At 41.3% G+C, this 23,042-nt stretch carries 22 protein-coding genes; 1 reads left to right on the top strand and 21 read right to left on the bottom strand.

Translation table 11 applies throughout. The features are described from left to right. Nucleotides 1-30: 30 nt before the first annotated feature. From ACWM1W_RS07350 to ureE, 13 genes are all read right to left on the bottom strand, one after another. A complete protein-coding gene (locus ACWM1W_RS07350; protein WP_375725432.1) occupies nt 31-1,386 on the bottom strand; it encodes a nucleobase:cation symporter-2 family protein in 1,356 nt (451 codons plus the stop codon). A 33-nt stretch (nt 1,387-1,419) separates the two neighbouring features. Continuing rightward, nucleotides 1,420-1,740, bottom strand: a complete 321-nt coding sequence (uraH, locus tag ACWM1W_RS07345; RefSeq protein WP_375725431.1) for a hydroxyisourate hydrolase — start codon at nt 1,738-1,740, stop codon at nt 1,420-1,422. Continuing rightward, nucleotides 1,737-2,240 (bottom strand): 2-oxo-4-hydroxy-4-carboxy-5-ureidoimidazoline decarboxylase, encoded by a 504-nt coding sequence (gene uraD, locus ACWM1W_RS07340; protein ID WP_175967567.1) that lies wholly within the window; start codon nt 2,238-2,240, stop codon nt 1,737-1,739. The genes uraH and uraD overlap by 4 nt, the downstream gene beginning before the upstream one ends. A gap of 141 nt (nt 2,241-2,381) precedes the next feature. Further along, on the bottom strand, nt 2,382-3,347 hold the full coding sequence (gene puuE / locus ACWM1W_RS07335) for an allantoinase PuuE (protein ID WP_375725430.1): 966 nt from the start codon (nt 3,345-3,347) through the stop codon (nt 2,382-2,384). A gap of 125 nt (nt 3,348-3,472) precedes the next feature. Continuing rightward, nucleotides 3,473-4,345 carry a DUF2971 domain-containing protein gene (locus ACWM1W_RS07330; protein WP_375725429.1) on the bottom strand — a complete coding sequence of 291 codons (873 nt, stop codon included), beginning with the start codon at nt 4,343-4,345 and terminating at the stop codon, nt 3,473-3,475. Between the two features lie 108 nt (nt 4,346-4,453). Then, on the bottom strand, nt 4,454-6,154 hold the full coding sequence (gene ureC / locus ACWM1W_RS07325; RefSeq protein ID WP_375725428.1) for an urease subunit alpha: 1,701 nt from the start codon (nt 6,152-6,154) through the stop codon (nt 4,454-4,456). A 33-nt stretch (nt 6,155-6,187) separates the two neighbouring features. Continuing rightward, nucleotides 6,188-6,499 (bottom strand): urease subunit beta, encoded by a 312-nt coding sequence (locus tag ACWM1W_RS07320; RefSeq protein ID WP_005235571.1) that lies wholly within the window; start codon nt 6,497-6,499, stop codon nt 6,188-6,190. A gap of 9 nt (nt 6,500-6,508) precedes the next feature. Next, nucleotides 6,509-6,811 (bottom strand): urease subunit gamma, encoded by a 303-nt coding sequence (ureA, locus tag ACWM1W_RS07315; protein WP_004785859.1) that lies wholly within the window; start codon nt 6,809-6,811, stop codon nt 6,509-6,511. A gap of 160 nt (nt 6,812-6,971) precedes the next feature. Further along, the gene (locus ACWM1W_RS07310; protein WP_375725427.1) at nt 6,972-7,847 is read right to left on the bottom strand and encodes an urease accessory protein UreD; all 876 of its coding nucleotides are present in this window, start codon (nt 7,845-7,847) and stop codon (nt 6,972-6,974) included. 43 nt (nt 7,848-7,890) lie between these two features. Further along, nucleotides 7,891-8,457 carry a HupE/UreJ family protein gene (locus ACWM1W_RS07305; RefSeq protein WP_375725426.1) on the bottom strand — a complete coding sequence of 189 codons (567 nt, stop codon included), beginning with the start codon at nt 8,455-8,457 and terminating at the stop codon, nt 7,891-7,893. A gap of 13 nt (nt 8,458-8,470) precedes the next feature. Next, entirely contained in the window at nt 8,471-9,085 is a 615-nt protein-coding gene (gene ureG / locus ACWM1W_RS07300; protein ID WP_375725425.1) for an urease accessory protein UreG, read from the bottom strand. Nucleotides 9,086-9,166: 81 nt separating this feature from the next. Further along, the gene (locus ACWM1W_RS07295; protein WP_004785865.1) at nt 9,167-9,832 is read right to left on the bottom strand and encodes an urease accessory protein UreF; all 666 of its coding nucleotides are present in this window, start codon (nt 9,830-9,832) and stop codon (nt 9,167-9,169) included. Next, on the bottom strand, nt 9,819-10,301 hold the full coding sequence (gene ureE, locus ACWM1W_RS07290) for an urease accessory protein UreE (protein ID WP_005235563.1): 483 nt from the start codon (nt 10,299-10,301) through the stop codon (nt 9,819-9,821). Before ureE ends, ACWM1W_RS07295 begins: the two co-directional genes overlap by 14 nt. 269 nt (nt 10,302-10,570) lie before the next feature. Here ureE and ACWM1W_RS07285 point away from each other — a divergent pair, with 269 nt between their 5' ends. Beyond that, on the top strand, nt 10,571-11,314 hold the full coding sequence (locus ACWM1W_RS07285; RefSeq protein ID WP_375725424.1) for a hypothetical protein: 744 nt from the start codon (nt 10,571-10,573) through the stop codon (nt 11,312-11,314). Nucleotides 11,315-11,398: 84 nt separating this feature from the next. Here the strand turns inward: ACWM1W_RS07285 and urtE are convergent, their stop codons facing one another. From urtE to tssM, 8 genes are all read right to left on the bottom strand, one after another. Continuing rightward, nucleotides 11,399-12,097: an urea ABC transporter ATP-binding subunit UrtE gene (urtE, locus tag ACWM1W_RS07280; protein ID WP_313582825.1), complete on the bottom strand. Its 699-nt coding sequence runs from the start codon at nt 12,095-12,097 to the stop codon at nt 11,399-11,401. An 11-nt stretch (nt 12,098-12,108) separates the two neighbouring features. Further along, the gene (urtD, locus tag ACWM1W_RS07275) at nt 12,109-12,927 is read right to left on the bottom strand and encodes an urea ABC transporter ATP-binding protein UrtD (RefSeq protein ID WP_375725423.1); all 819 of its coding nucleotides are present in this window, start codon (nt 12,925-12,927) and stop codon (nt 12,109-12,111) included. Further along, nucleotides 12,924-13,997 (bottom strand): urea ABC transporter permease subunit UrtC, encoded by a 1,074-nt coding sequence (gene urtC / locus ACWM1W_RS07270; RefSeq protein WP_004785875.1) that lies wholly within the window; start codon nt 13,995-13,997, stop codon nt 12,924-12,926. Before urtC ends, urtD begins: the two co-directional genes overlap by 4 nt. A 4-nt stretch (nt 13,998-14,001) precedes the next feature. Further along, complete coding sequence (urtB, locus tag ACWM1W_RS07265; RefSeq protein WP_375725422.1) at nt 14,002-15,639, bottom strand: urea ABC transporter permease subunit UrtB; 1,638 nt, start codon at nt 15,637-15,639, stop codon at nt 14,002-14,004. Between the two features lie 94 nt (nt 15,640-15,733). Beyond that, nucleotides 15,734-16,972, bottom strand: a complete 1,239-nt coding sequence (gene urtA / locus ACWM1W_RS07260) for an urea ABC transporter substrate-binding protein (RefSeq protein WP_375725508.1) — start codon at nt 16,970-16,972, stop codon at nt 15,734-15,736. Nucleotides 16,973-17,422: 450 nt separating this feature from the next. Then, a complete protein-coding gene (locus ACWM1W_RS07255; protein ID WP_375725421.1) occupies nt 17,423-18,190 on the bottom strand; it encodes an OmpA family protein in 768 nt (255 codons plus the stop codon). 1 nt (nt 18,191) lies between these two features. Beyond that, on the bottom strand, nt 18,192-19,151 hold the full coding sequence (gene tagF, locus ACWM1W_RS07250; RefSeq protein WP_375725420.1) for a type VI secretion system-associated protein TagF: 960 nt from the start codon (nt 19,149-19,151) through the stop codon (nt 18,192-18,194). A gap of 42 nt (nt 19,152-19,193) precedes the next feature. Then, nucleotides 19,194-23,033 (bottom strand): type VI secretion system membrane subunit TssM, encoded by a 3,840-nt coding sequence (gene tssM / locus ACWM1W_RS07245; RefSeq protein WP_375725419.1) that lies wholly within the window; start codon nt 23,031-23,033, stop codon nt 19,194-19,196. Nucleotides 23,034-23,042 lie beyond the last annotated feature (9 nt).

The following is a 23,042-nucleotide window of genomic DNA, read 5'->3' as shown; positions in this document are numbered from 1 at the left end:
CTGGCATGGGCATATGGAGGAAATCAAACTTTAATGCAGCGTTTCTGCGACCTTTTCCGGAACCTCTGTTTTTGACTTAAACATTGGCAGATGATTAAACAGAATGTTTAAAAGGATCGCCATTAAACAGGTTGAACTGATGCCAGAATGGAACAGGGTTTGGAACCATTTAGGGAAATTGGCATAGAAAGAATAGTCAATAATCGGGATCATGCCGGCTGCAATTGAAGTTGCAACAATAATCAGATTTTTCTGCTCGTTATAATCTATTTTCGCCAAGGTGCGGATACCACTCGCAGCCACTGTACCAAATAGCACCAATCCTGCACCACCAAGTACCGGAACCGGAATTGCGGCGATTAGTCGGCCCATAATTGGAAGTAATCCCAAAACCACTAAAATCATACCGCCAGCAGCGACCACAAAACGGCTTTTAATCCCGGTAATGGCAACCAGCCCGACGTTTTGTGCAAAAGCACTTTGCATGAATGAACCAAAAATCGGTGCAACTGCACTTGAGAACATATCTGCACGCAGACCATTGGAAATACGTTCTGAATCTACTTTGGTTCCAACAATTTCACCTACAGCAATAATATCAGCCGTCGTTTCAGTCATAATTACTAGTGTTACAATCAGCATGGAAATGATTGCACTGAGTTCAAAGGTCGGCATGCCAAAAGCAAAGAAACTCGGAAATTGTACCCATGCACCATTGCCGACTTTACTAAAATCGCCAAAACCAAATAGATAAGCCAGCACTGAACCCAATACGATCGCCAATAAAATAGATAAGCGACGAATTGAGGCATTTCTGCTCAAGTTTAGACAGATCACAATAGCCAAGGTCATCACGGCCAGGCTGATATTTTCAACACTTCCCCATTCAGGTGCATTTTTATTACCCCCCATCATCCAGCGAACAGCTACGGGTAAAAGTGATAAACCAATAATAGTAATCACACAGCCGGTCACGGCTGGCGGGAAAAAGCGGATAATTCTAGAAAAATAAGGCGCCAAGAAGAAACCAATTAATGAAGCTACGATGACTGCACCATAAACAGCTGATAGGCCTCCACCTGTGGTTACGATCGCCACCATCGTCGCCACGCCCGCAAAGGAAACCCCTTGTACCAGTGGTAATTTGGCTCCGATATATTTCACTCCAATGGTTTGTAAAATCGTAGCCAGACCGCCAACAAACAATGCAGCCGCAATCAATAAACCGATTTGTGTAGCTTCCAAACCTGCGCCAGTACCCACGATGAGTGGTGGTGCGATAATACCGCCGTACATGGTCAATACATGTTGCAAGCCATAAGCTGCACTTTTGCCTGCCCCCAGATATTCATGTTCAGGTGAAATGTTTGTGCTTTGTTCTGTCATTCTTTCTCTCTCCCTCAAAGCTTAAATAAAAAATCAGCTTCCGCGATATGTGGAGTACGCGAATGGGCTGATCAGTAAAGGAATATGAAAGTGCTGAGAGGCATCTTTCACCTGAAAATGAATGACTGCTTTAGGAAAGAAAGTTTCTAGACCTAAGCCTTCAAAATAATCAGAAGTAGCAAATTCAAGACTGTATCCACCTTCTTCAAATTCGGTTAAACCAAAATCGGTGACTCGACCATCTGCATTGGTAAATGCTTTTCCGAGTAATTCACCTTCTTCATCAAAGAGTTTGATTAAAACATGTGCTGCAGGTTTACCGAGATGCGTATCTAAGATATGAGTGCTGATCATGCTTGCAGCTCCTGTGACAGTCTTAATAAAGCGATTTCCGCCAGTTGCGTATGAACAATACCTTTTTCAGTTTCCGGATCATTAGCTAAACGATCTTTCAAGGCATTCAGCACTTCTTGGCTATTTAGACCAGCCGCTTTAATCAGGAAGATATAACCGTATTTTTTTTCATAAGCGATATTGCCTTCTAGCAAAGCTTGCTGAGTTGCTTCGTCCTGAGTTATCGCAGCCTGTTCACGATTGGAAAAGTTTTTTTCAACTTCGCTTAATTCAGCCTGTGCCTTTTTTTCACCAATACGTGGATGATTATCCAAAGCTGCTTTGATTTCGTCCCAGGTCCAGGTTGCAGCCTGTTGTCTGGCTATATTCAATATATCTTCAACAGATGCATAAGGACGCTTTGCTTCAATCTGGGTCGACCAGCTCGGTATTTGCACACAGTGCTTTAAAAACGTAATGGCCTCTTCTGGAGATGCCTGATTAAATTCAACGAGTTGCACTATTAAATCGCCTGATGATATTCATTTTTTGTTCAGTACAGGTTTTGCAATAACAGTGCCAAATCTTTTTGATCTTGTATTTTTATATAATATATAAAGCAGAAAAGAGAACTCAAGGTTCTCTTTTTTAATATATTTTTCTCATTTTGGTGCGTGATATTTATACCAATGCGTTGCAATATCACCCCGTCGGCAAATCCAGACTTTTTTATGACCTTGCACATAATCGAGGAACTTTTGTAGGGCTTTAAAGCGTCCTGGCCGCCCTAAAATACGACAATGCATCCCGATTGATAGCATTTTTGGTTCAGTTTCACCTTCAGCATAGAGTACATCAAAGGCATCTTTTAAATATTGATAGAATTGTTCCCCGCTATTAAAGCCGCCCGGTGAACTAAATTTCATATCATTGCTTTCTAAAGTATAGGGGATGATCAAATGAGGGCGTGTTTCACCTGCCTGATTGGTCAATGTGCTCCAAAATGGCAAGTCATCTCCGTAGTTGTCGCAGTCATATTGAATCTGAGGAAAGTCAGCCAGCAATTGACGGGTATTTGGACTATCCCGACCGGTATACCAGCCAATCGGTGCTTTGCCGAACAGGGTTTCCAATACGCTAATCGCCTGATCCATGTATTGACGTTCAAGTTCAATCGGCATGTCCTGATAATGCACCCACCGCTGACCATGTGACACTACATCATAATTGGCTTCTTTAATCACTTCGACTATATAAGGATTGCGGATTAAAGCCATCCCAACCCCAAAAATAGTCATCGGCAGATTACGCTTTTTAAACTCATTGTAAATCCGCCAGAAACCTGCACGTGAGCCATATTCATACATAGAATCCATCGACATGTGTTTGTCTGGAAAGCTGGCTGCGCCAATAATGTCGGATAAAAACTGTTCTGAACCGGCATCACCATGTTCAATGTGGTTTTCACCACCTTCTTCATAATTCAGTACAAACTGAACTGCGACACGGGCCTGATTAGGCCATTCTACTTTTGGTACATCGCCATGATAGCCAATCAAATCACGTGAATAGGGCTGGTTTCGAATTTGATCTATGAGTTCTTGTCCGCGTAGATATGTGCTGGTCACGTTTAATCCCTGATGTGTTATATCAAACAGTAAAATTGAATAAGCGTGACAAGCAATTTATGCGCCATAATAGAACATCTATGAAATTTAAAAATATTCCTAATATTTCTTATCATTCCACAAGTTTAATTAGATAAAAATGCTGCTAAAGTTTTAGTATTTTTATCTAGAATTGGGTGATTAGGAACAGTGATTTTAAAACTATTAGGTTTTAGAACAGCCTCATAAACTTTAATATCTTGTTGATAGTATTTATTAAAATAATTAATTGATTCAATTAAAGCCATTTTATTTGGGTCATGATTAGTGAGCTTTGCCCCCAAAATCACTGAAGATATATAAGTTGCAGGAATTTCTTTTAACAGTGAATTAAAATTACTAGAATCATAATCATGTGCTAATGTTCTAAATTCATTTTCATATGACCAATCCGTTGATTTTATTAAATATTGATTCGCAACGAAATCCAGCAATTTTGCTCCATTTGCTCCATCAAACATTGCTAATGGATTTGATATATCTAAAGGAATTTTTGGAAATTCATTCTGATATTTTACAGCTTGGACATTAAATACCTCATGTACCATAGCTTTAGGATTAGGATGTGGGATTTTAAATTCAACTAAAAAACCTTTATGGCTTTGAGCATAATGAGACCACATAAGCATATTTAATGGATTATTATTAAAACAAGTTACACTCAGCTTTGCTTTTATAGCTGTAGAGAAATGTTGATGTAGAATTTCTTTAACATCATTCGACGCATTATTGAATTCAATAGATCCCATACAATCATATGGATCATTAAAATTATCAGGATGGGTAAACTTTAATTGAAGTTTTTTAAATAAATTTAACACTTGAAGCTTTGGATCAAAGCTTAAATGCTTATAGAGATAATAATACTGATCATCACATTTAATATTTTCAAATTGCCTTAAATAATCTGGTCTTGAGACTTCTTGCATAAGTACATGTAAAATTTTTTCTAAGTTCATAATAAAATCATTTTTTTTAGTCTTGATAAATTAACACTAAAGATTAAATTATATAACTCAAATATACTTTGAAAAAAATCCCTCTTTTGAGAGGGATTTTAGAAGCAATTAAAACAAAAAGTACCGCTGCGCCATCGGCAACACTTCTGCTGGCTCACAGGTCAGATGCACACCATCGGCACGAACTTCATAAGTTTCTGGATGCACCTTCATTACAGGGCAATAACTATTATGTTTCATGTCCTGTTTGGTGACCTGGCGTGTCGCCTTACATGGTGAAATCAACTTTTTCAGACCTAATTTTTCATGTACGCCATCATCAATTGCAACTTGTGAGAGGAATGTAATACAGGTGTTATGTACCCCGCGCGGATAAGCCCCAAACATTGGACGATAATGCACAGGCTGTGGCGTTGGAATAGAAGCATTAATATCACCCATTGGCGCTGCTGCAATCATCCCGCCTTTAATAATCATGGATGGTTTTACTCCAAAAAATGCAGGCTTCCACAATACCAGATCAGCTAACTTACCTTCTTCAACAGAGCCAATTTCATGGCTTAAACCGTGAGTAATTGCAGGATTAATCGTATATTTGGCGATATAACGTTTAACCCGGTTATTGTCTTTATAGGCAGTATCACCTTCCAAAGGCCCACGTTGCACTTTCATTTTGTGCGCCGTTTGCCAAGTCCGTAAAATTACTTCACCGACACGGCCCATCGCCTGAGAGTCAGAAGACATCATGGCAATTGCGCCCATGTCCTGCAATATATCTTCTGCAGCAATGGTTTCGCGACGAATACGGCTTTCTGCAAAGGCCACATCTTCTGCAATCGCTGGATCTAGATGATGACAAACCATCAACATGTCCAGATGTTCATCAATGGTATTTACCGTATATGGACGGGTTGGATTGGTTGAAGATGGTAATACATTCGGTTGACCAATGGCTTTTAGAATATCAGGAGCATGTCCGCCACCTGCACCTTCAGTATGATAGGTATGAATGGTTCGGTTTTTAAAAGCTGCCAAAGTTTCTTCCAGAAAGCCACTTTCGTTTAGTGTGTCAGTATGAATAGCAACCTGCACATCATACTGATCGGCCACAGTCAGACAGTTATCAATCGCTGCTGGTGTCGAGCCCCAATCTTCATGCAGTTTTAATCCAACTACACCAGCTTTAATTTGTTCTGCAATTGGCTCTAGCTGGCTTAAGTTGCCTTTGCCTAATAAACCAATATTCATCGGTAAATCATCAATCGCTTGTAACATAGTGGCAATATGCCAAGGTCCTGGAGTTACAGTGGTCGCAGAAGTTCCAGCTGCCGGACCCGTACCGCCACCGACCATCGTGGTTGTGCCAGACATCAGTGCCGTTTCAACTTGCTGCGGGCAGATCCAGTGAATATGGGTATCAATTCCGCCAGCTGTTAATATTTGTCCTTCACCAGCAATGACTTCAGTTGCAGCACCCAATGGAATGGTAATATTTGGCTGGATATCCGGGTTACCGGCTTTACCGATTTTCCAGATTCGACCATTTTTTAGGCCTACATCGGCCTTTACAATACCCCACCAGTCAACAATCAGTGCATTTGTAATGACAGTGTCAGCCACATCGAATGACAAAAGTTGTGATTGACCCATACCATCACGAATGACTTTACCGCCACCAAATTTAACTTCTTCACCATAAGTGGTGAAATCCTGTTCGACTTCAATGAATAATTCAGTATCAGCGAGACGAACACGATCTCCTACAGTCGGTCCAAACATTTCGGCATAAGCACGACGTGACATTTTCATGATTTATAAACCTTTATAATTCTGCTGCAATTTTTATGAATCGAGCTTGCCCATGATTCGCCCGGCGAAACCGTAAACCTCACGTTTACCTGCTAATGCAACCAATTCCACATCGCGTTTTTGCCCAGGTTCAAAACGAATCGCCGTTCCCGCTGCAATATTTAAGCGAAAGCCTTTGGCTAGTTCACGATCAAATTGCAAGGCATCATTCGCTTCGGCAAAATGGAAATGTGATCCGACCTGAATCGGTCGATCACCAATATTAGCAACAGTTACCTTCAAAACTTCCCGACCGACATTCATTTCAATATCGCTCTCAGGCGTAAAAATTTCTCCTGGAATCATGTACTGCTCCTATACGATCGGTTGATGGACAGTGACTAGCTTTGATCCATCTGGAAAGGTTGCTTCAACCTGCACTTCTGCAATCATTTCCGGAATGCCTTCCATGACATCATCACGTGTCAATAAGGTCGTACCGTAATGCATTAATTCACTGACCGTCATGCCATCACGCGCACCTTCAAGCAGTGCTGCAGAAATATAGGCAATGGCTTCTGGATAATTCAGCTTCAAACCTCGAGCTTTACGACGCTCTGCCACCAGACCCGCAGTAAAAATCAGCAGTTTATCTTTTTCTGTAGGATTGAGTTCCATAACTGGTTCCTCATTGATATATATGTATTTCTAAGCAAAATATGTGCAAGATTCGATATTTGGTGTTCTCTCTCTTTGGGAGGGAGTTAGAGGGAGGGTCTTAATAAATGCTTAATCACCTCTCCCTGACCCTCTCCTATAAGGAGAGGGAATTAAAGGATTACGTCCGCCAAATCCTCGGAAATGCCTCATCCAGATCGAACCAGTAACGTCTTAAACGAGCGCGAATTGCAGCAAAGCCATCATGGCATTGACGGACATCATCTCCCAGAAAACGTGCGCTAACTACATCGCCAAGCAAGGTCAAGGTAATCGGAACATCCATCCGCATAATGAGCTCACGAATCAAATCGAGATGCTGTTCCAGATAAAAACTCGCACGGTATTTTTCAGGCGGTACAGCCCAGAAGCTGCCCATCACCGCATGTCCATTCATGCCTAGACACGAACTGAGCCAGCGGTCATTGCCTTTAAAATTCAAGGTATCTGCAACCAGCAATTTGTCTTTACGCCAAAGCTGAAAACGGTTTTGATAAGCCCCCTGTGCAAACTGTTCATCTCGTGCCTGACGGCCGATCACCAGCATATCCCAACCGGTAAAACTGGCTGCCGCATCTAAATGGATGATTGTTTCGGAACTGGCATTAGCCCCATCAAATAGCATGGTTTCTTGAGGTAGCCATTCAAAAATCGCATTGTCATTTAAACGGATGTGAATATGCTGAAAAGCCTGCTTGCCATTGGTTCTGTACCATTTACCTGCGCCTGGTGTGGTCACCAAGGCATGAGCATTGGCATCTACCTGCATATCAAAAGTGAGATGATCCCCACCGGCAATCCCTGCTGGCGGATGCACGATAATGGCATGACAGATTCCGTTAGATTCAGGCCATAACATTTTCTGGATGCGTACCGGACCATGATGCTTGCGGTGCTGCAAAATGGTTCGCGTAGTCTGTTGCTGCGCCTGAAATCCCATTTCCAGACGTGCATACCATAAGTTCTGCTGTGTGCTTTTTTCTGCCAGTTCATACATCAACAAATCAACTCAATTTCATCTGAAAATGATTTTCCAGGCATTAAGCCAGGCCAATGACAGCAACAACTGCAGCTAGACCACCAACGATCTGCTTGCCATAAGGCACATATTTTTTTACGAATGCACCCAGAGCCAAGCCTGCGCCATAAATCAAAGCCATTGCTGAAACCATGCCAACAATTAATAGGGATACATGTCCGCCTTGTCCCAATTCACTTCCATGCGCCACGCCGTGGAAGCTGGCCAATAAGATTGCAGCGACAGGCAAAATCTTATTCGATTTAGTCCACAGCGCAACAGCTAAAATGACCAGTGAAGCGATGATGCCTGACTCAGCCAGTGAAGTTGAAAGCAGACCCTTGCTACCGAGCACAAAGCCTGCAACCATCGCTACTGCCAGACCGATGAGACCCGAAATTTTCCAGCGTTGATTTGCAGTCCACATCAATACACCAAAGGCAATCGCCATCATCAGGTGATCTAAACCGGTAAAAGGATGGACAAAGCCAGACCAGAATCCACTGTGATGGTCATGTCCCGCGTGAGCCATTGCCAACATAGGTAAAGCAGCAATACCTGCGACCAGTAACTGTTTGAATAGACGCATGATGAATTTCCCCTTAAGACTTAAATAAACCTTGTTTTTCAATAAAGCTGATAATCTCGTTCAAGCCATCTTGTGTTTTCATATTAGAAAATAAAAATGGTTTATCGCCACGCATCCGCTTCGCATCCTGATCCATCACCTCGAGGCTGGCACCGACCATTGGCGCCAAATCCATTTTATTGATAATCAGCAGATCCGACTTGGTAATACCGGGACCGCCTTTACGTGGAATTTTCTCGCCACCGGCAACATCGATCACGTATAAAGTGAGATCAGATAATTCCGGGCTAAAGGTTGCCGCAAGGTTATCGCCACCACTTTCAATAATGATCAGCTCCAGCCCATCAAACTTTTCACACAAATCATCAATCGCAGCCAAGTTAATGGACGCATCTTCACGAATCGCAGTATGTGGGCAGCCGCCTGTTTCTACACCGACAATGCGGTCAGGCGACATCGCTTCATGCCGGGTTAAAAAGTTCGAGTCTTCTTTGGTGTAGATGTCATTGGTCACCACTGCCATATTGTATTTTTCACGCAGTGCAAGACATAAATTCAGGGTTAAAGCAGTTTTACCTGATCCAACCGGACCACCAATTCCAACGCGCAATGGACTACGTTCTGACATGTTGATTTCCTTTATTACATTTTCTGGGCATCAGTTTTAATGATGCTTTTCAAATTTTTTACTGCTGTTCTAATCTGAAAACTAAGACCGGAATAAGCGTGAATACTGGGTTTCGTGCGACATACTCAACATGGCATATTGCGGTAATGCGCTGCTGATTTCATGATCGTCCAAAGCTAGTGCTGCCTGTACAGCTTCAGGAATTTCCTGATGTAATTGCCAAATAATCCGCTGCCCACTCATTTGCCCGAGTGGGATGGTTTTTACTGCTGCCAGCACCTGATTTTCCAAAACTGTAAAGCTATAAGCAGTTAATACATCTGCAAGATCTAAACCTAGTTCACCACATAAATGTGCATATACCGGCACAAACCCTAATTGCTTTTTTACGCTCGGGGACTGTTTTAAAACATCTCTAATCCATGCATTCAAGGAAAATGCCAACTGCTGAGATTCAGCCAGTAATTCTTTGGATTCTCGGCTGGCTCGATACAGTTCTGCCCAATACTGAAACTGTTCTGCATCATCAAAAGTCTCTACCAGACGCTTGAGTACTGGAAGCTCAAAACGCACCAGCAGCATTTCCAATACTTCCTGGAAGTAGCTCACACAAGAGGCTTCATCATGTACCATGCCTTTTTCAATCGCACTTTCCACCCCTTGCGAATAACAGTACGCTCCAATCGGCAATGCCGTTGAAGATAGAGTCAGCAAGCTGAGTAGCTGAGATGCATTAGTGATGGACATGATGTAAAGCCTTGATTGGGCTTAAACGGTGGTCATGCTGATGCTGTGCATAAGCACCGCTTTCTGGTTCAAATGGGTGCATGACTTCCTGAACTTCAAGGCCTAAACCCTGCACCATTTCAGCCAGTACATGATCCGGTTCAAAGTACAATGCAGTAGGTGTTAACATGAGAGGAACATGACGGTTCCCTAGGTGATAGGCTGCTTTTAATAAATCAAAGCTATTGTTTGTAGTCACCTGCATCAATTTTTCAGGTTTCGCATCGACCCGAAGAATGTCACCCTGTTCAGTTGCTATAAAAGAACCACTACGCAAGATTCCAGTACGTGGTAAATCTGCACCAATATCGACACCATTTTTTAAAGTTGCACGAAAACGGCTCTTTTGTCGTGTATCGAATGTGAGTTCAAGAGACTCAAAATCACTTTCTGGTGCAATGTTTTCCAAACGTTGCGTATAAATTTTCATAACTACCCTACTGATGCTGATAAATCCTGTATTTGTTCCAAATTGAAACCAAATATTTTTTAGCATTTAAAATTTGCATCAAAATAAAGCAGTTATCGTGCCAACTTGGATTTTAGTTATTTATTCATCTCTGTTAATTTCGTTTTGTGATACCCATTGCATAAAATAAATGTTATCTCAAGGATTGAGATCAGCTTTAACAGGATTAGTTTGAAAAATTTAAATAAGGCTTTAAATTCCGTTATAGTTCAAAAATCACAAACATAAATATGACCAATAAAATGATTAAAAATTTTTCTGTTTTAGCACTTTTAATTCTTTTACTACCATTGGGACATGCCGATTTTTCAATTGAACAAGAAATTCGAGGTGGCTGTAATAAAGTCAAAGCTTATGGCTTGTTAGGCAAAAAATATTATGATCAAAAACAATATAAAAAAGCTCTTGATCAATTTCAAGATCAAGCCTCTTGGACATCTTTCTGTTTATTAAATCAAGAAGATAGTAGGATGAAATTATCTGAACAGGATGTTGTTATAGCCAATAATAATGTGGGTTTGACTTATGCCAAGTTAGGAAAACCACTTTGGGCTCGTGCCTGGTTCTTACTTAATCCAGAAGCAACATCGAGCCAGTTTAACTTAAGTAAATTACCTACGCCCAAAGCATCTCATAGTTTAAGTGGTCCGTATATTCGCAGTAATCGTTTTGGCTTCTGGGATACCATTACAGTAACGAAAAACCAAAGTTACTATGAAATTAGTTATGAAGGATTATACTTTCCTTATCGAGGATTGATTTCTGGTCCAAATATGGGCGAATTTATCACTTACATGGCTCTGGATCAGAAAAAAACAACATATAAAACTGAAGATTGTAAAATTGATTTAGCTTTTAATTTTGATAAAAAATATGGACAACAGATTCTTGTAAAACAGTCAGGCATAAGTCCTGATTGTGGTTTTGGCTATAATGTCTCATCTGAAGGGACTTATTTAAAAGTAGAAAAATAATCATGAATAGACAATCCCTCTCCTGATCAAATCTAAAATATAAATGTTTAAATTTTTGCAAGAGAGGATTTGAGCTAGAAAAAATTAAATCGCCACTAAATCGCGAATCCCTTTTTCCGGCATTTCACTTCCAACACCCTGAGCAATCACTTGTCCACGTGCCATAACCGTATAACCATCTGCCAGTTCTTCAGCAAAGTCATAGAACTGTTCTACCAGAACAATCGCCATTTCACCGCCATCAGCCAGGTTACGAATTACCCGACCAATATCTTTAATGATAGATGGCTGAATCCCCTCAGTCGGTTCATCCAAAATGAGCACACGCGGTTCAGATGCCAATGCGCGGGCAATCGCCAGTTGTTGTTGCTGGCCACCGGATAAGTCACCACCGCGTCGATATTTCATTTCCTCTAATACCGGAAAAATCTCATAGAGATGTTCCGGTACTTTACGAGTTTTGGTTCCTTTAAATTTCGCCATGCCAATCAGAATATTTTCTTCAACGGTTAACGTCGAAAAAATATCTCGTCCTTGTGGCACATAAGCCAAACCAGCTCGAACGCGCTGTTCAGGACTCAGTTTGGCAATATCTTTGCCATCTAAAAGAATCAGACCTGATTTAATGGGCAAAATCCCCATCAGACATTTAAGTAATGTCGTTTTACCAACGCCGTTACGACCTAGTACCACTGAGCACTCACCAACAGGCGCATTGAAAGACACATCACGTAAAATGTGACTACCGCCATAAAACTGATTTACATCTTTAACTTCTAGCATCAGTCAGCCCCTTAACGTCCAAGATACTTTTCAATAATCTCTTCATTGGCCTGTACTTCTGCCAATGTACCTTCAGCCAGAATCGCCCCTTGTGCCAGCACCGTGACTTTCTCACTAATAGTATCGATGAAGCTCATATCGTGTTCGACGACTACCAGGGTATGATTCTTTTTCAGTTCCAGACACAGTTCAGCAGTCCGTTCAGTTTCAGCATCAGTCATCCCTGCCACTGGTTCATCCAGTAAAATCAGTTTTGGACGTTGCATCAGCAGCATGCCAATTTCCAACCATTGTTTCTGGCCGTGAGATAAAAGCCCTGCAGGTTTGTGAATAAATTCCTGCAAGCGGATCTGCTGTAAGGATTCATCCAAGGCATTTTGTGCATCCGGATCGAGCTTGCTGAAAAAGCTTTTTTTCACCCGTTTATCTTTAGGTGCAGCTAATAGTAGATTTTCCATCACGGTAAAATTTTCAAACACTGTCGGTTTCTGGAATTTACGCCCGATGCCAGCTTCGGCAATTTCTTCAGTACTCATTTTCGCCAGATTATAGGTCTGGCCAAAAAATGCAGAACCTTCAGTAGGACGGGTTTTCCCAGTAATGACATCCATCAACGTAGTTTTACCCGCGCCGTTTGGCCCAATGATGCAGCGCAATTCACCTTCTTCGATATACAGCGATAAATCATTTAAGGCACGGAAAGCATCGAACCAGACACTGACTTTTTCCAGATAAAGTGCGATCCCATGGCTAAAATCTGGCCCTTGCTCTTTTGGTCGGCCATAGCCTTCAGAAGCATGGCCGCCATGAGGTTGTAAAATTTCACTCATTCGCTACGCTCCTTTTTAAAACGGTCGAATAAACCAATCAAACCTTTAGGCAGGAAGATGGTGACCACAATAAATAATGCCCCCAGAATTAGTAACCATGCTTCCGGATAAGCGACAGTAAAATAAGTTTTTACTGCATTAATTAAGCCTGCACCCAGAATCGGCCCAATCAAGGTACCTCGACCACCAGCCGCTACCCAGACTGCCATTTCAATCGAGTTCACTGGATTCATTTCGCTTGGGTTAATAATCCCGGCTTGTGGTACATACAGTGCACCAGCGATACCTGCAATCACAGCAGATAATACCCAGGCTGAAAGCTTGTACCATAAGGTGCGGTAACCCAAATATTGCAGACGATTTTCACTATCACGAATTGCGCCAAGCACACGACCATAAGGTTTATTCATTAAATGGCGTAGACCAACAAAGCACAGCAATAACACCAGAGCCGTGATAAAACATAGGCTGGCACGCATCGGTGCTGAGGTAATGTCCATGCCTAAAATAGTTTTGAAACCGGTAAATCCGTTATTCCCGCCAAAGCCTGTTTCATTACGGAAGAATAAAAGCGCTGCCGCAAAGGTCATCGCCTGAGTAATAATCGAAAAGTAAACGCCTTTGATTTTGGAGCGGAAAGCGAAGAAGCCGAAAATAAAAGCAATCAGTCCTGGTATCAGAACCACAAGTATCATGGCCCACCAGAAATGATTAGTCCCCACCCAAAACCAGGGTAACTCAGTCCAGCTCAGAAAACGCATAAAGTCAGGCAAACCATCACCTGCTGATTGACGCATTAGATACATCCCAAAGGCATAACCACCCAAGGCAAAGTACAGGCCATGACCTAAACTTAAAATACCGGCATAGCCCCAGACCAGATCAAGTGCTAAAGCCACCAATGCCAAGCACATGATCTTGCCGATCAAAGTGACCCAATAAGCAGACAGATGCAGGCTCGAATCTGCTGGCAATAAATGCAGCCATGGCAAGGCCAGTAAAATAACAAAACAGATCGCAATTGCGAGTGTGCTATAAGGTTTATCTGAAAGTAATGATGTGATTTTCATAGGCTTACTCCACAAAGCGTCCTTTAATGGCAAACAAACCTTGTGGACGTTTCTGAATAAACAAAATCACAAGAACCAAGAGAATAATTTTCGCCAATACTGCACCCATACCAATTTCTAGTATGGTACCACTGACACCTAGTCCCAAAGCGGCAAGAACTGCACCCCATACTTGACCAACCCCACCGACAACAACCACAAGGAAAGCATCAATAATATAGTTCTGGCCCAAATCTGGCCCCACATTACCCACTTGCGCCAAGGCACAACCGGCAAGACCGGCAAGACCTGAACCTAGACCAAATGCCATCATGTCAATTCGGCTGGATCGTATACCGACAGCACGAGCCATTTGACGATTTTGCGTTACGGCACGGACAAATAAACCAAAACGGGTTTTATTGAGTAGATAAACCAGCAACAGTAAGACAGCAATAGTAAAGACAATAATTGCGATACGGTTATAAGGTAGCATCAGGCTTGGAGTAATCGAGATCCCGCCTGAAAGCCATGAAATATTGGACACTTCGACATTTTGTGCACCAAAGATCATCCGCACCACTTGCATCAGGATCAGGCTCACGCCAAAGGTTGCCAATAAGGTTTCCAGTTGACGGCCATATAAAGGACGAATCACGGTACGTTCGATCAGCATGCCAATCGCTGCACTGACAATAAATGCCGCAGGAATCGCTGCAATCAGGTACCAATCTACCCAACCACTAAAATGGGATTTAAAGAAGCTTTGCACTACATAAGTGGTATACGCCCCGATCATGATCAGCTCGCCATGCGCCATATTAATGACACCGAGCAAGCCATATGTAATGGCTAATCCTAAAGCCGCAAGCAATAAAATACTGGCAGTACTTAAACCGGAAAATACATGTCCAGCCCATTCACTGGCCTGAATTCGAGTTTTGATACTGCTTCTGGCATCGACCAGCGCTGCTTTTAAATCGGGATGCAGATTTGGCTGAGCCAGTTCATTTTCAACCAGTGCAAGAACATCTGGTCTATTGGAGTCTTTTAAAACTTTTGCCGCTTCTATTTTGGTCAGTACATCTTCGGACTGATAATCCAGACGTGCTTTTAACTGGGCAAATCGTGCTTTAACCGTATTATTTTTTTCATTTAAATACATCTGATTGATAGCTTGAGCATCAAGTTCAGACAAGTTACTTTCCAGAATATCAATCGCCTCAAGTCGCTGAGAGGCTTCGTCTGAATTTAATTTCTTTTTTGCTAAACCGAAGGTCAGTGCTTTATGTAAGGTATTTACCAACGTAATTTGCGTTACATCAGATGGCCAGGTTTCAACGGCTTTTTTATCCGGATAGCTGACCAATTTGTCTTCTGCTTCCAGAATATAAGTATTGCCTGCACTGTCAGTATAAAGCTGATCTTTTTCAACAAATTCTGCCAGCTGATCAAGTTGTTCAACACTGGCTGGCCACTGATTTAATAAAGCACGACGAGTGGCAAAGTCCCCACGAACAAACTGCTGAATGGCATCAAGTGACTGTTGAGATGATTGTGATACGGTTGTTTCGCTAGATTGAGTTTCCGCATGCACCATATTGAGACATAAACACTGACTCAAAATTAAAAAAATGGCCGCGAGATTTAGGCGAGTGGACATGAGTGCCCTCCCTATTTATATATTTAACGCTATCCCGTCCGGGAAATGAAAAACAAGAAAGGCCTACTGCCGAAGCAGCAGGCTTCGGAGGAAATTATTTAGGAATGTATGGGCTCCATGGCTCAGCAGCGATGGTTTTCGGTGTCTTATAAACCACATCAAACTGACCATCGCCACGAATCTGACCAATCATCACCGGTTTATGTAAATGATGGTTGTTAGCATCCATTTGTAACTGATAACCAGATGGTGCATCAAAGGTCTGACCTGCCATTGCTTCACGAACTTTATCTACCTCAGTAGAAGCGGCTTTTTCTACCGCCTGTTTCCACATATTGATACCGACATAAGTCGCTTCCATCGGGTCATTGGTTACAAACTTATCTGCATTAGGCAGTTTGTATTCCACTGCATACTGTTTCATCTTACCGCTGAATTCGGTATTTTTAGGATTTTTCACGGACATGAAGTAGTTCCATGCCGCTAAATGACCGACCAATGGCTTGGTATCAATACCGCGAAGCTCTTCTTCACCTACAGAGAATGCCATAACCGGAATATCAGAAGCTTTAATGCCCTGGTTACCCAATTCACGATAGAACGGTACGTTTGAATCGCCGTTGATGGTTGAGATCACCGCAGTCTTTTTACCTGCAGCAAATTTTTTCACATTGCCCACAATGGTTTGATAGTTACTATGACCAAATGGTGTGTACTCTTCCATGATGTCAGCATCAGCAACGCCTTTAGATTTCAGGAAAGCACGAAGAATTTTGTTGGTGGTACGTGGGTAAACATAGTCGGTACCTAGTAAGACAAAGCGTTCTGCTTTACCACCTTCTTCACTCATCAAATACTCAACAGCTGGAATTGCTTGCTGGTTAGGCGCAGCACCAGTGTAGAAAATATTTTTAGACTGTTCCTGACCTTCGTATTGGACTGGATAGAACAGTAAGCCGTTTAACTCTTCAACCACTGGCAATACCGATTTACGCGATACTGAAGTCCAGCAACCAAAGATAACAGCAACTTTATCCTGAGTGATGAGCTGACGTGCTTTTTCAGCAAATAGTGGCCAGTCAGATGCTGGATCAACGATAACCGGTTCAAGCTTTTTACCTAAGACACCCCCATTTGCATTGATTTCATTAATCGCCATTATTGCTGTATCTTTTAGTGAAGTTTCAGAAATGGCCATCGTGCCAGATAAAGAATGCAAAATACCAACTTTAATCGTTTCCCCACTAGTTGCAGCTGCTTTCGGCTCAGAGGTAGCGGCCGTTTTATCTTCAGGCGACTTCGAACAACCTGTTAAAGTCAGTGTCCCCAACATCGCAGCAACAATTAAATTTTTAGAAAACTTTTTTTGTTCGACTTTCATTTACTTCTCTCCAACCCTAGTTAGGCTTTTTTAGAAAATTTGAGAGAAGCTATTCAAATACTGTGCCACTTTTAATTTATAATTTTAAACCACTGAATTTCATTATGATTATCTACTTCGAATAAAAATAGAGATTAAATTTTGCACCAATAAATACATGTTGCCCTAAAATAGAAAATAAAGTCTGAGGCTGAAAATCAATTAATTAGACTATAAAACCTCAAAAAAGTGCAGGCTTTTCAAACTTAAATTTCAATAATGCTTATTTATGATGCGTTTTCTAACCTTGAGTTCATTTCTAAATTTTAAAACTCCATATTGTTTCTTCTTTAAGCATAACTTTTTGGCTTATTCTAAAAATCCGTTCATATTTTTAAATTTTTTGACTACTCACTCTCCTTATTAAAGCACCTCAAACTCAATTCTACGATTTTTTTTACGCCCTTCGGAAGTTGTGTTATCAGCAACTGGTTTATTCGAACCAAGGCCTTCAGTGCTTAAAGATTCAGCCGGAATATTCTTATGAATTAGATAAGTTTTAACCGCATCTGCACGTTGCTGACTCAAGATGATATTTTTATCAGCATCTCCAGAACTGTCTGTATGCCCTAAAATCTTGACCTTTTTTCCACGCACACGTTTCAATACAACTGCCATTTCATCTAAAATCTGCACCCCTGATGCCGCTAAAATTGCACTACCAGATTCAAATTCAATAATACGATTTTTTAATACAGCATCAATAATCTGCTGTTCTGTCTGATTCAGTGAAAACTGGGTATTTAAGCGAAAATTTACTGGTATCAAACTTTGAAATTTAACTTGAGTTGTTTGTAAATCTTCAGAGTTGGACAATTTTCCTGTCAGCTTAATCTCTGTTCCTTTTACCGTTAAATTGCCCTGTTTCACCTTTTTAAGATCATCATTAATCACTTTCGTTACTGTATTTATCCAGTCACTCGGTGTTGTAACCTGGCGAACCTGAATCTGATCCACCACATTTTGCTGTCCATAAATGCTATAAGCTTTAGCCAAAATCTCAGTCTTTATTTTCTCATTTGGCACTACCCCTTCAATCACAATCGGTTGAGCAAAAATCATAAAGCTTGTACTTAGCCCTAAGACACTTATTAGTATTTTTATTGGGTCAATATAGTTCTTTTTTTTCATCTTATTCTTCAATAAATGTTTGTTTAAAAATTTGAATAATATTAGTCAGGCTCATCCGTTGTTGATTCAGTATTTGTTCTAACACTGCTAGTCCTGCATTTTGTTCTAGATAAGGATCAATCCAAGCCGCATGCACCAAGGACACCCAATGCTGACTCTGCATATTTTGATTAAAGATATCGCCTAAAGCTATACTATCAGTACCTTGGAAGCCACATAATAAAACCGGTTGATCTGCATGCAACAATCCAATAAATAAATGACTAGACTGTTTCTGTATAAACAGGCTAATCAGATTGATCCAGAATGCAGCGATTTCATAGCAATAGGGCACGTTATGAATAGGTAAAATCAGAATTTTATTTAACCGGTCTGTACCCTGCTGAATAATGGGTTGCAGTAATAATCCGAGTGCAATCAGTGTTTGTACCAGTTCATATACTGTACCCCCCATGAGCCTAGCCAGCGAATTCAATGTCTGCGTATCATAAAAATGCTGAACATCTTCAGCACTATATACCGAACTTTGATCTGATAATTTACTTAATTTATCCAATAAAATATCTGGACTCTGAATCGAGCGTATCACCAGATTACGCTGATAAAGCTCGATCAGCATCGGTTTAAACCGGTAATGTAAATACATCAGGTTTTCATGAGGCTGATCCGTTTCAATAACTTGTCCTAAAACCATTGGAAAATGACGGCCTGAATAATCTTCACTGCTGATCAGGTTTGCCACCAAAAACTGACCTACCTGAAGATTGACTAGGAAAAAATCTAAAGATGGCAATTTGATATAATACTGCTTGAAATTGTTAGACTGCATCGCATATTCAAGCGCTTTACTGATCCAACGGTCTATAGATTGAATCAGCCCATGCTGGCCTTGGGATTTTAAGAAGTCACCATGAGCTGGGCATTTTCCATAATATAAAGGCTGGGTCGATAGTTTATACATCGCCACTCACCTCAAAATTCTGCTCCCATAAATTGATCCACATCATGGTGCAGTTGCCTCTAACTTTTGCTGGCTAGTCGCCATCGTTAAAGATGACGTTAACTGACCATTGTTAGTTGCCGACTGTGCAGCAACCACTCGAACCGCCTTGTTTGACATGACCTGATCAACCAGCTGTAAATTGTGATACCCCGCACCTCCTGCAATCGAACTAGAAGTATCTCCACTGACCAGACGGAAATTAACTTTTACTGCTAGGTTCGGCTGCGCTTTGCTCTGCCAAACCATTTCAAAAATATTCCCTTTTTGCTGCCGCTGCGCTGAATCAATTAACCGATTAATCCCATATTCACCTGGCTCATCAAAAATGGTATGGGTCTTCCCTTCAAGATCGACTACGCTAATCCGTGCACCTGGAATTGTTCCGGGATTTGGCCAGATAAAATTCACCCATTGTTGAATGCCGTTTTCAAAATGCATACGCTGTCCATCAATCTCAATGCTATAGGACAATACATTCGGATTTTCCAAAGGATAGAACTGGAAATTTGACTGATTTGAAGAGGTTGCTCTATTCGAACTTTGGTTTAATTCACCTGTAGCGACCCCATGTACAGGTGCAACATAATTTTGAAAATTTGACACAAAAGCAGGATTCAAACCGACACCTAAATCCTGCCAGGTTTTAGAAGTCAGCTGATAGCCACGACGAATTACTAAAGGATCCAGATATTCTTTTACAAAGCGGGCAATACTGCCATTTTCAGCAAAAATCTGGTTAATCTCGGCCGTCGTTGCTTGCAGACTGGCTTGGCTGCTAAAAGGGTATTTATGTGCAAGACTACTGCTAAATGGCCGATAAGCGTGAATCTGCCATAACTTATTGATTTCAGCCTGTGCTGGTGGAATCAGACTCGAAAAGGCCTGTGTCAGTGGTGCGACTAAAATCTTTTGCAGGATTTGCTGATCGAGTTCCTGGCTTCCTGCCGACATTTTTTCAGTGACAAATTTCTGGCTTAAATTAAAGGTAGAATTCTGCTCATGAATCGTTTGTCGTAGTATAGCCATACTTGCTGGACCAATATCACCAGAACTTTTCAGGTCATTGAACTGGCTACGCATCTTGCCCAGTAACGCAAGATATTCATCCAGTAATGATTTGTTTTTCAGATCATCTCGCTGGCGGACAATTTGGTATAGCACCTGAAAATCTTGGGCAATTATGCCTTGAGACAAATGAGCATCTGCATTTTGTGCCAGATTTTTCTCATCATGTCTTAAAATTTTTCGTTTAAACCAGGCCATGAAACCTTTTTGTGGCGTCGCTAATTCCGCTTGAACCATTGGATTATCCCAACTGGTTTCTTTGGCAACACGTTGCAATAAGATTCGGATTGGAGAATGTTCTATTTCTCCCAGAATATCCATTTGGCGGATTTGCTGGTTCATGTCTGCTGCTTTAGCATAATGAATACCATTCAGGAACTTACGCCATTCGGCAATATATTCTTTTTTATACATCTCTGTGAGCTGTTTACGGATTTGTTCCGGACTGCCACTAAAACTGAGATCATCAGATTTTGAGACATTCAGTACCCAGTCTTTACTCTCGGTCGGATTTTGTGCCGCCTTTTCAATCGCAGGTTGTACATACTCGTTCCAGGCTTGATAGCTAAAAAAACCGGGTATGGCATAACTACCTAACATCGTGGATTGAGTATCTTGTTCTAGGATCTGTTTCAATGTCAAAATGGGGTAACGCACAGAAGCACGCATTTTTATCTCGTTATAGACGCGATCTCGTGCCGAAACGCCTGTTGTAATCGCGGTTAAAATCTGACGGCTTTGCTCGACCAACACCGCATCAGAATCTAATTGAGGGAAATGCTGGCGATTGGTTAAGGTCATGACATAACTTAATAGCTCTTCAGCTTTCTGAATCATCTCGGCACGAGGCATCTCACCACGATGAGTGTCCAACCAGGAACGCCAGAAACGGGTGACCTGATCACTCAGATGTCCCGCCTCGATATACTGCCGATTACTCAGCATCAAGTAAGTTTTCAAGGCATTATAAGCATCTTGCGGATTCTGCTCAGACGGTTCTGATATCACTTGTTGCACTTGAACATTCTGCTGTACAGGTACATTGATATAATTGGCTTTCAGATGAGCTTCATTTAATTTGAGCTGTTGTAAGTATTGAGCAATATTTTGTTGTGTGGGTTGCAATACCAACAGCTCTATTCCTTTTAAATATTCAGTTTCGAGCTGTTCCCGAATTTGATCACCTTGATAGAGTCCAAAACTGTATTTGAATGGAAGCTGCTGTTCATATTGATCCAATTGTTGTAAATGATCTTGCAAAATCAATAAAGCATCCAATTGGGTCGAGAGTTCATGACCAGATTGCTGTTGCAGCTGCACAACTTTATTTAAATCATTCTGGATTTCGCTCATTAGTTGCTGGTTATTACGATATGACCAGATCCATAAACTGAGTACAATCGCAACTGTCAGCAGAGTGCCTATAAACCCGATAAAACGCTGACGTTTACGCAGCGGGTTAATCTGTTGTTTAACCAGATTTTTATCTTTTAAAATCACTTCTGAAAACAGATTTTTTAGAAAATATCCATGATCTTGAGATATCGATCGTGTAGGTAGACCAAATTCAGCATCTTCACTTCGAATCAGGTGAAAATCTTCAGCAATCTGTTCGGTTTTTGGGCTTTCAATGGTTCCTTCCTGCAGGGCACTAGTAAAGTAAAAGCCACGAAATACTGGTTTAAACTGGTAAGGATTTTCCTGAAATAGGGCTGAAATAAAGGTTCTTAATACCGGTTTTAAACTTTTAAACTCAAGCGGAAAAGTCATCACACTTGGTGAAATATATTGAGAATGACGACGAGACAAATGGGTATGACTGACATTTTTTAGACCGTCATATAAAATATTATAATGCTTTTCAAAGAGCTGAACCGCATTCTCACTGGACTGAGGATCGTAGGCTAAGGTAGCACCCCAGGTCTGATTGAACTCATGCTCGCTATAACAATCAAAAAATTCAGTAAAGCCAGCAATCAGATCCATTTTAGAAAAGATCAGATACACGGGTGTCACAACTTCTAAACGTTCAGTCAAGTCCTGAATCCGGGCACGCAATTTTTTTGCTAGTTGAATTGATTTATCTGGGCTCTGGCTCACCAGCTCAGCAATACTGACAATGACAATTAGCCCATTAATTGGTGTTTTGGAACGACTCTTTTTTAGAATATTGAGAAAACCTAGCCATTCGGAATGATCTTCGCTATATACTGAATAACGTCCGGCTGTATCCAGTAAAACACCGTCTGTAGAGAGAAACCAGTCACAGTTTCGTGTACCACTTAAACCAGCAGACACCGTTTTACGATGGGTTTCTTCAAACGGGAAATTTAATCCAGAATGATAAATCGCTGAACTTTTTCCTGCTGCCGGATTGCCAATGACCATATACCAAGGCAATTCATAAAGGGCTGCATTGCCTTTACGATCCCCCAATTTAGATTTTCGGAGAAGTTGGATTGACTGCTTCATTTGCTGATTAATCAGTTGCAGTTCTTCCTTATTTTTATATTTATTTTCTGCTTCAGCATTTTTAGACATGGCCTCAGCTAGCGCCTTACCCTTTTTGCCATGGCGATAACGTTGAATCAGCTCATAAATTCCCCAGCCAACCAGAACAGCAATATAAATAGCTGCCAGACTCCAGAAGATCCGATCAGATACCGTATTCTTCATTGAAATCAGAACAACTAAGAAAGATAGGGCCATGATCACTTTAGGATGAGTGACATATTGCCAGACATAACCTAGGATCGTATAAATTAATGTATTCACTATAATCTC

It is taken from the genome of Acinetobacter sp. TW_SC_4 (assembly GCF_054861205.1).
This window is presented reverse-complemented; position numbering and strand designations above follow the sequence as displayed.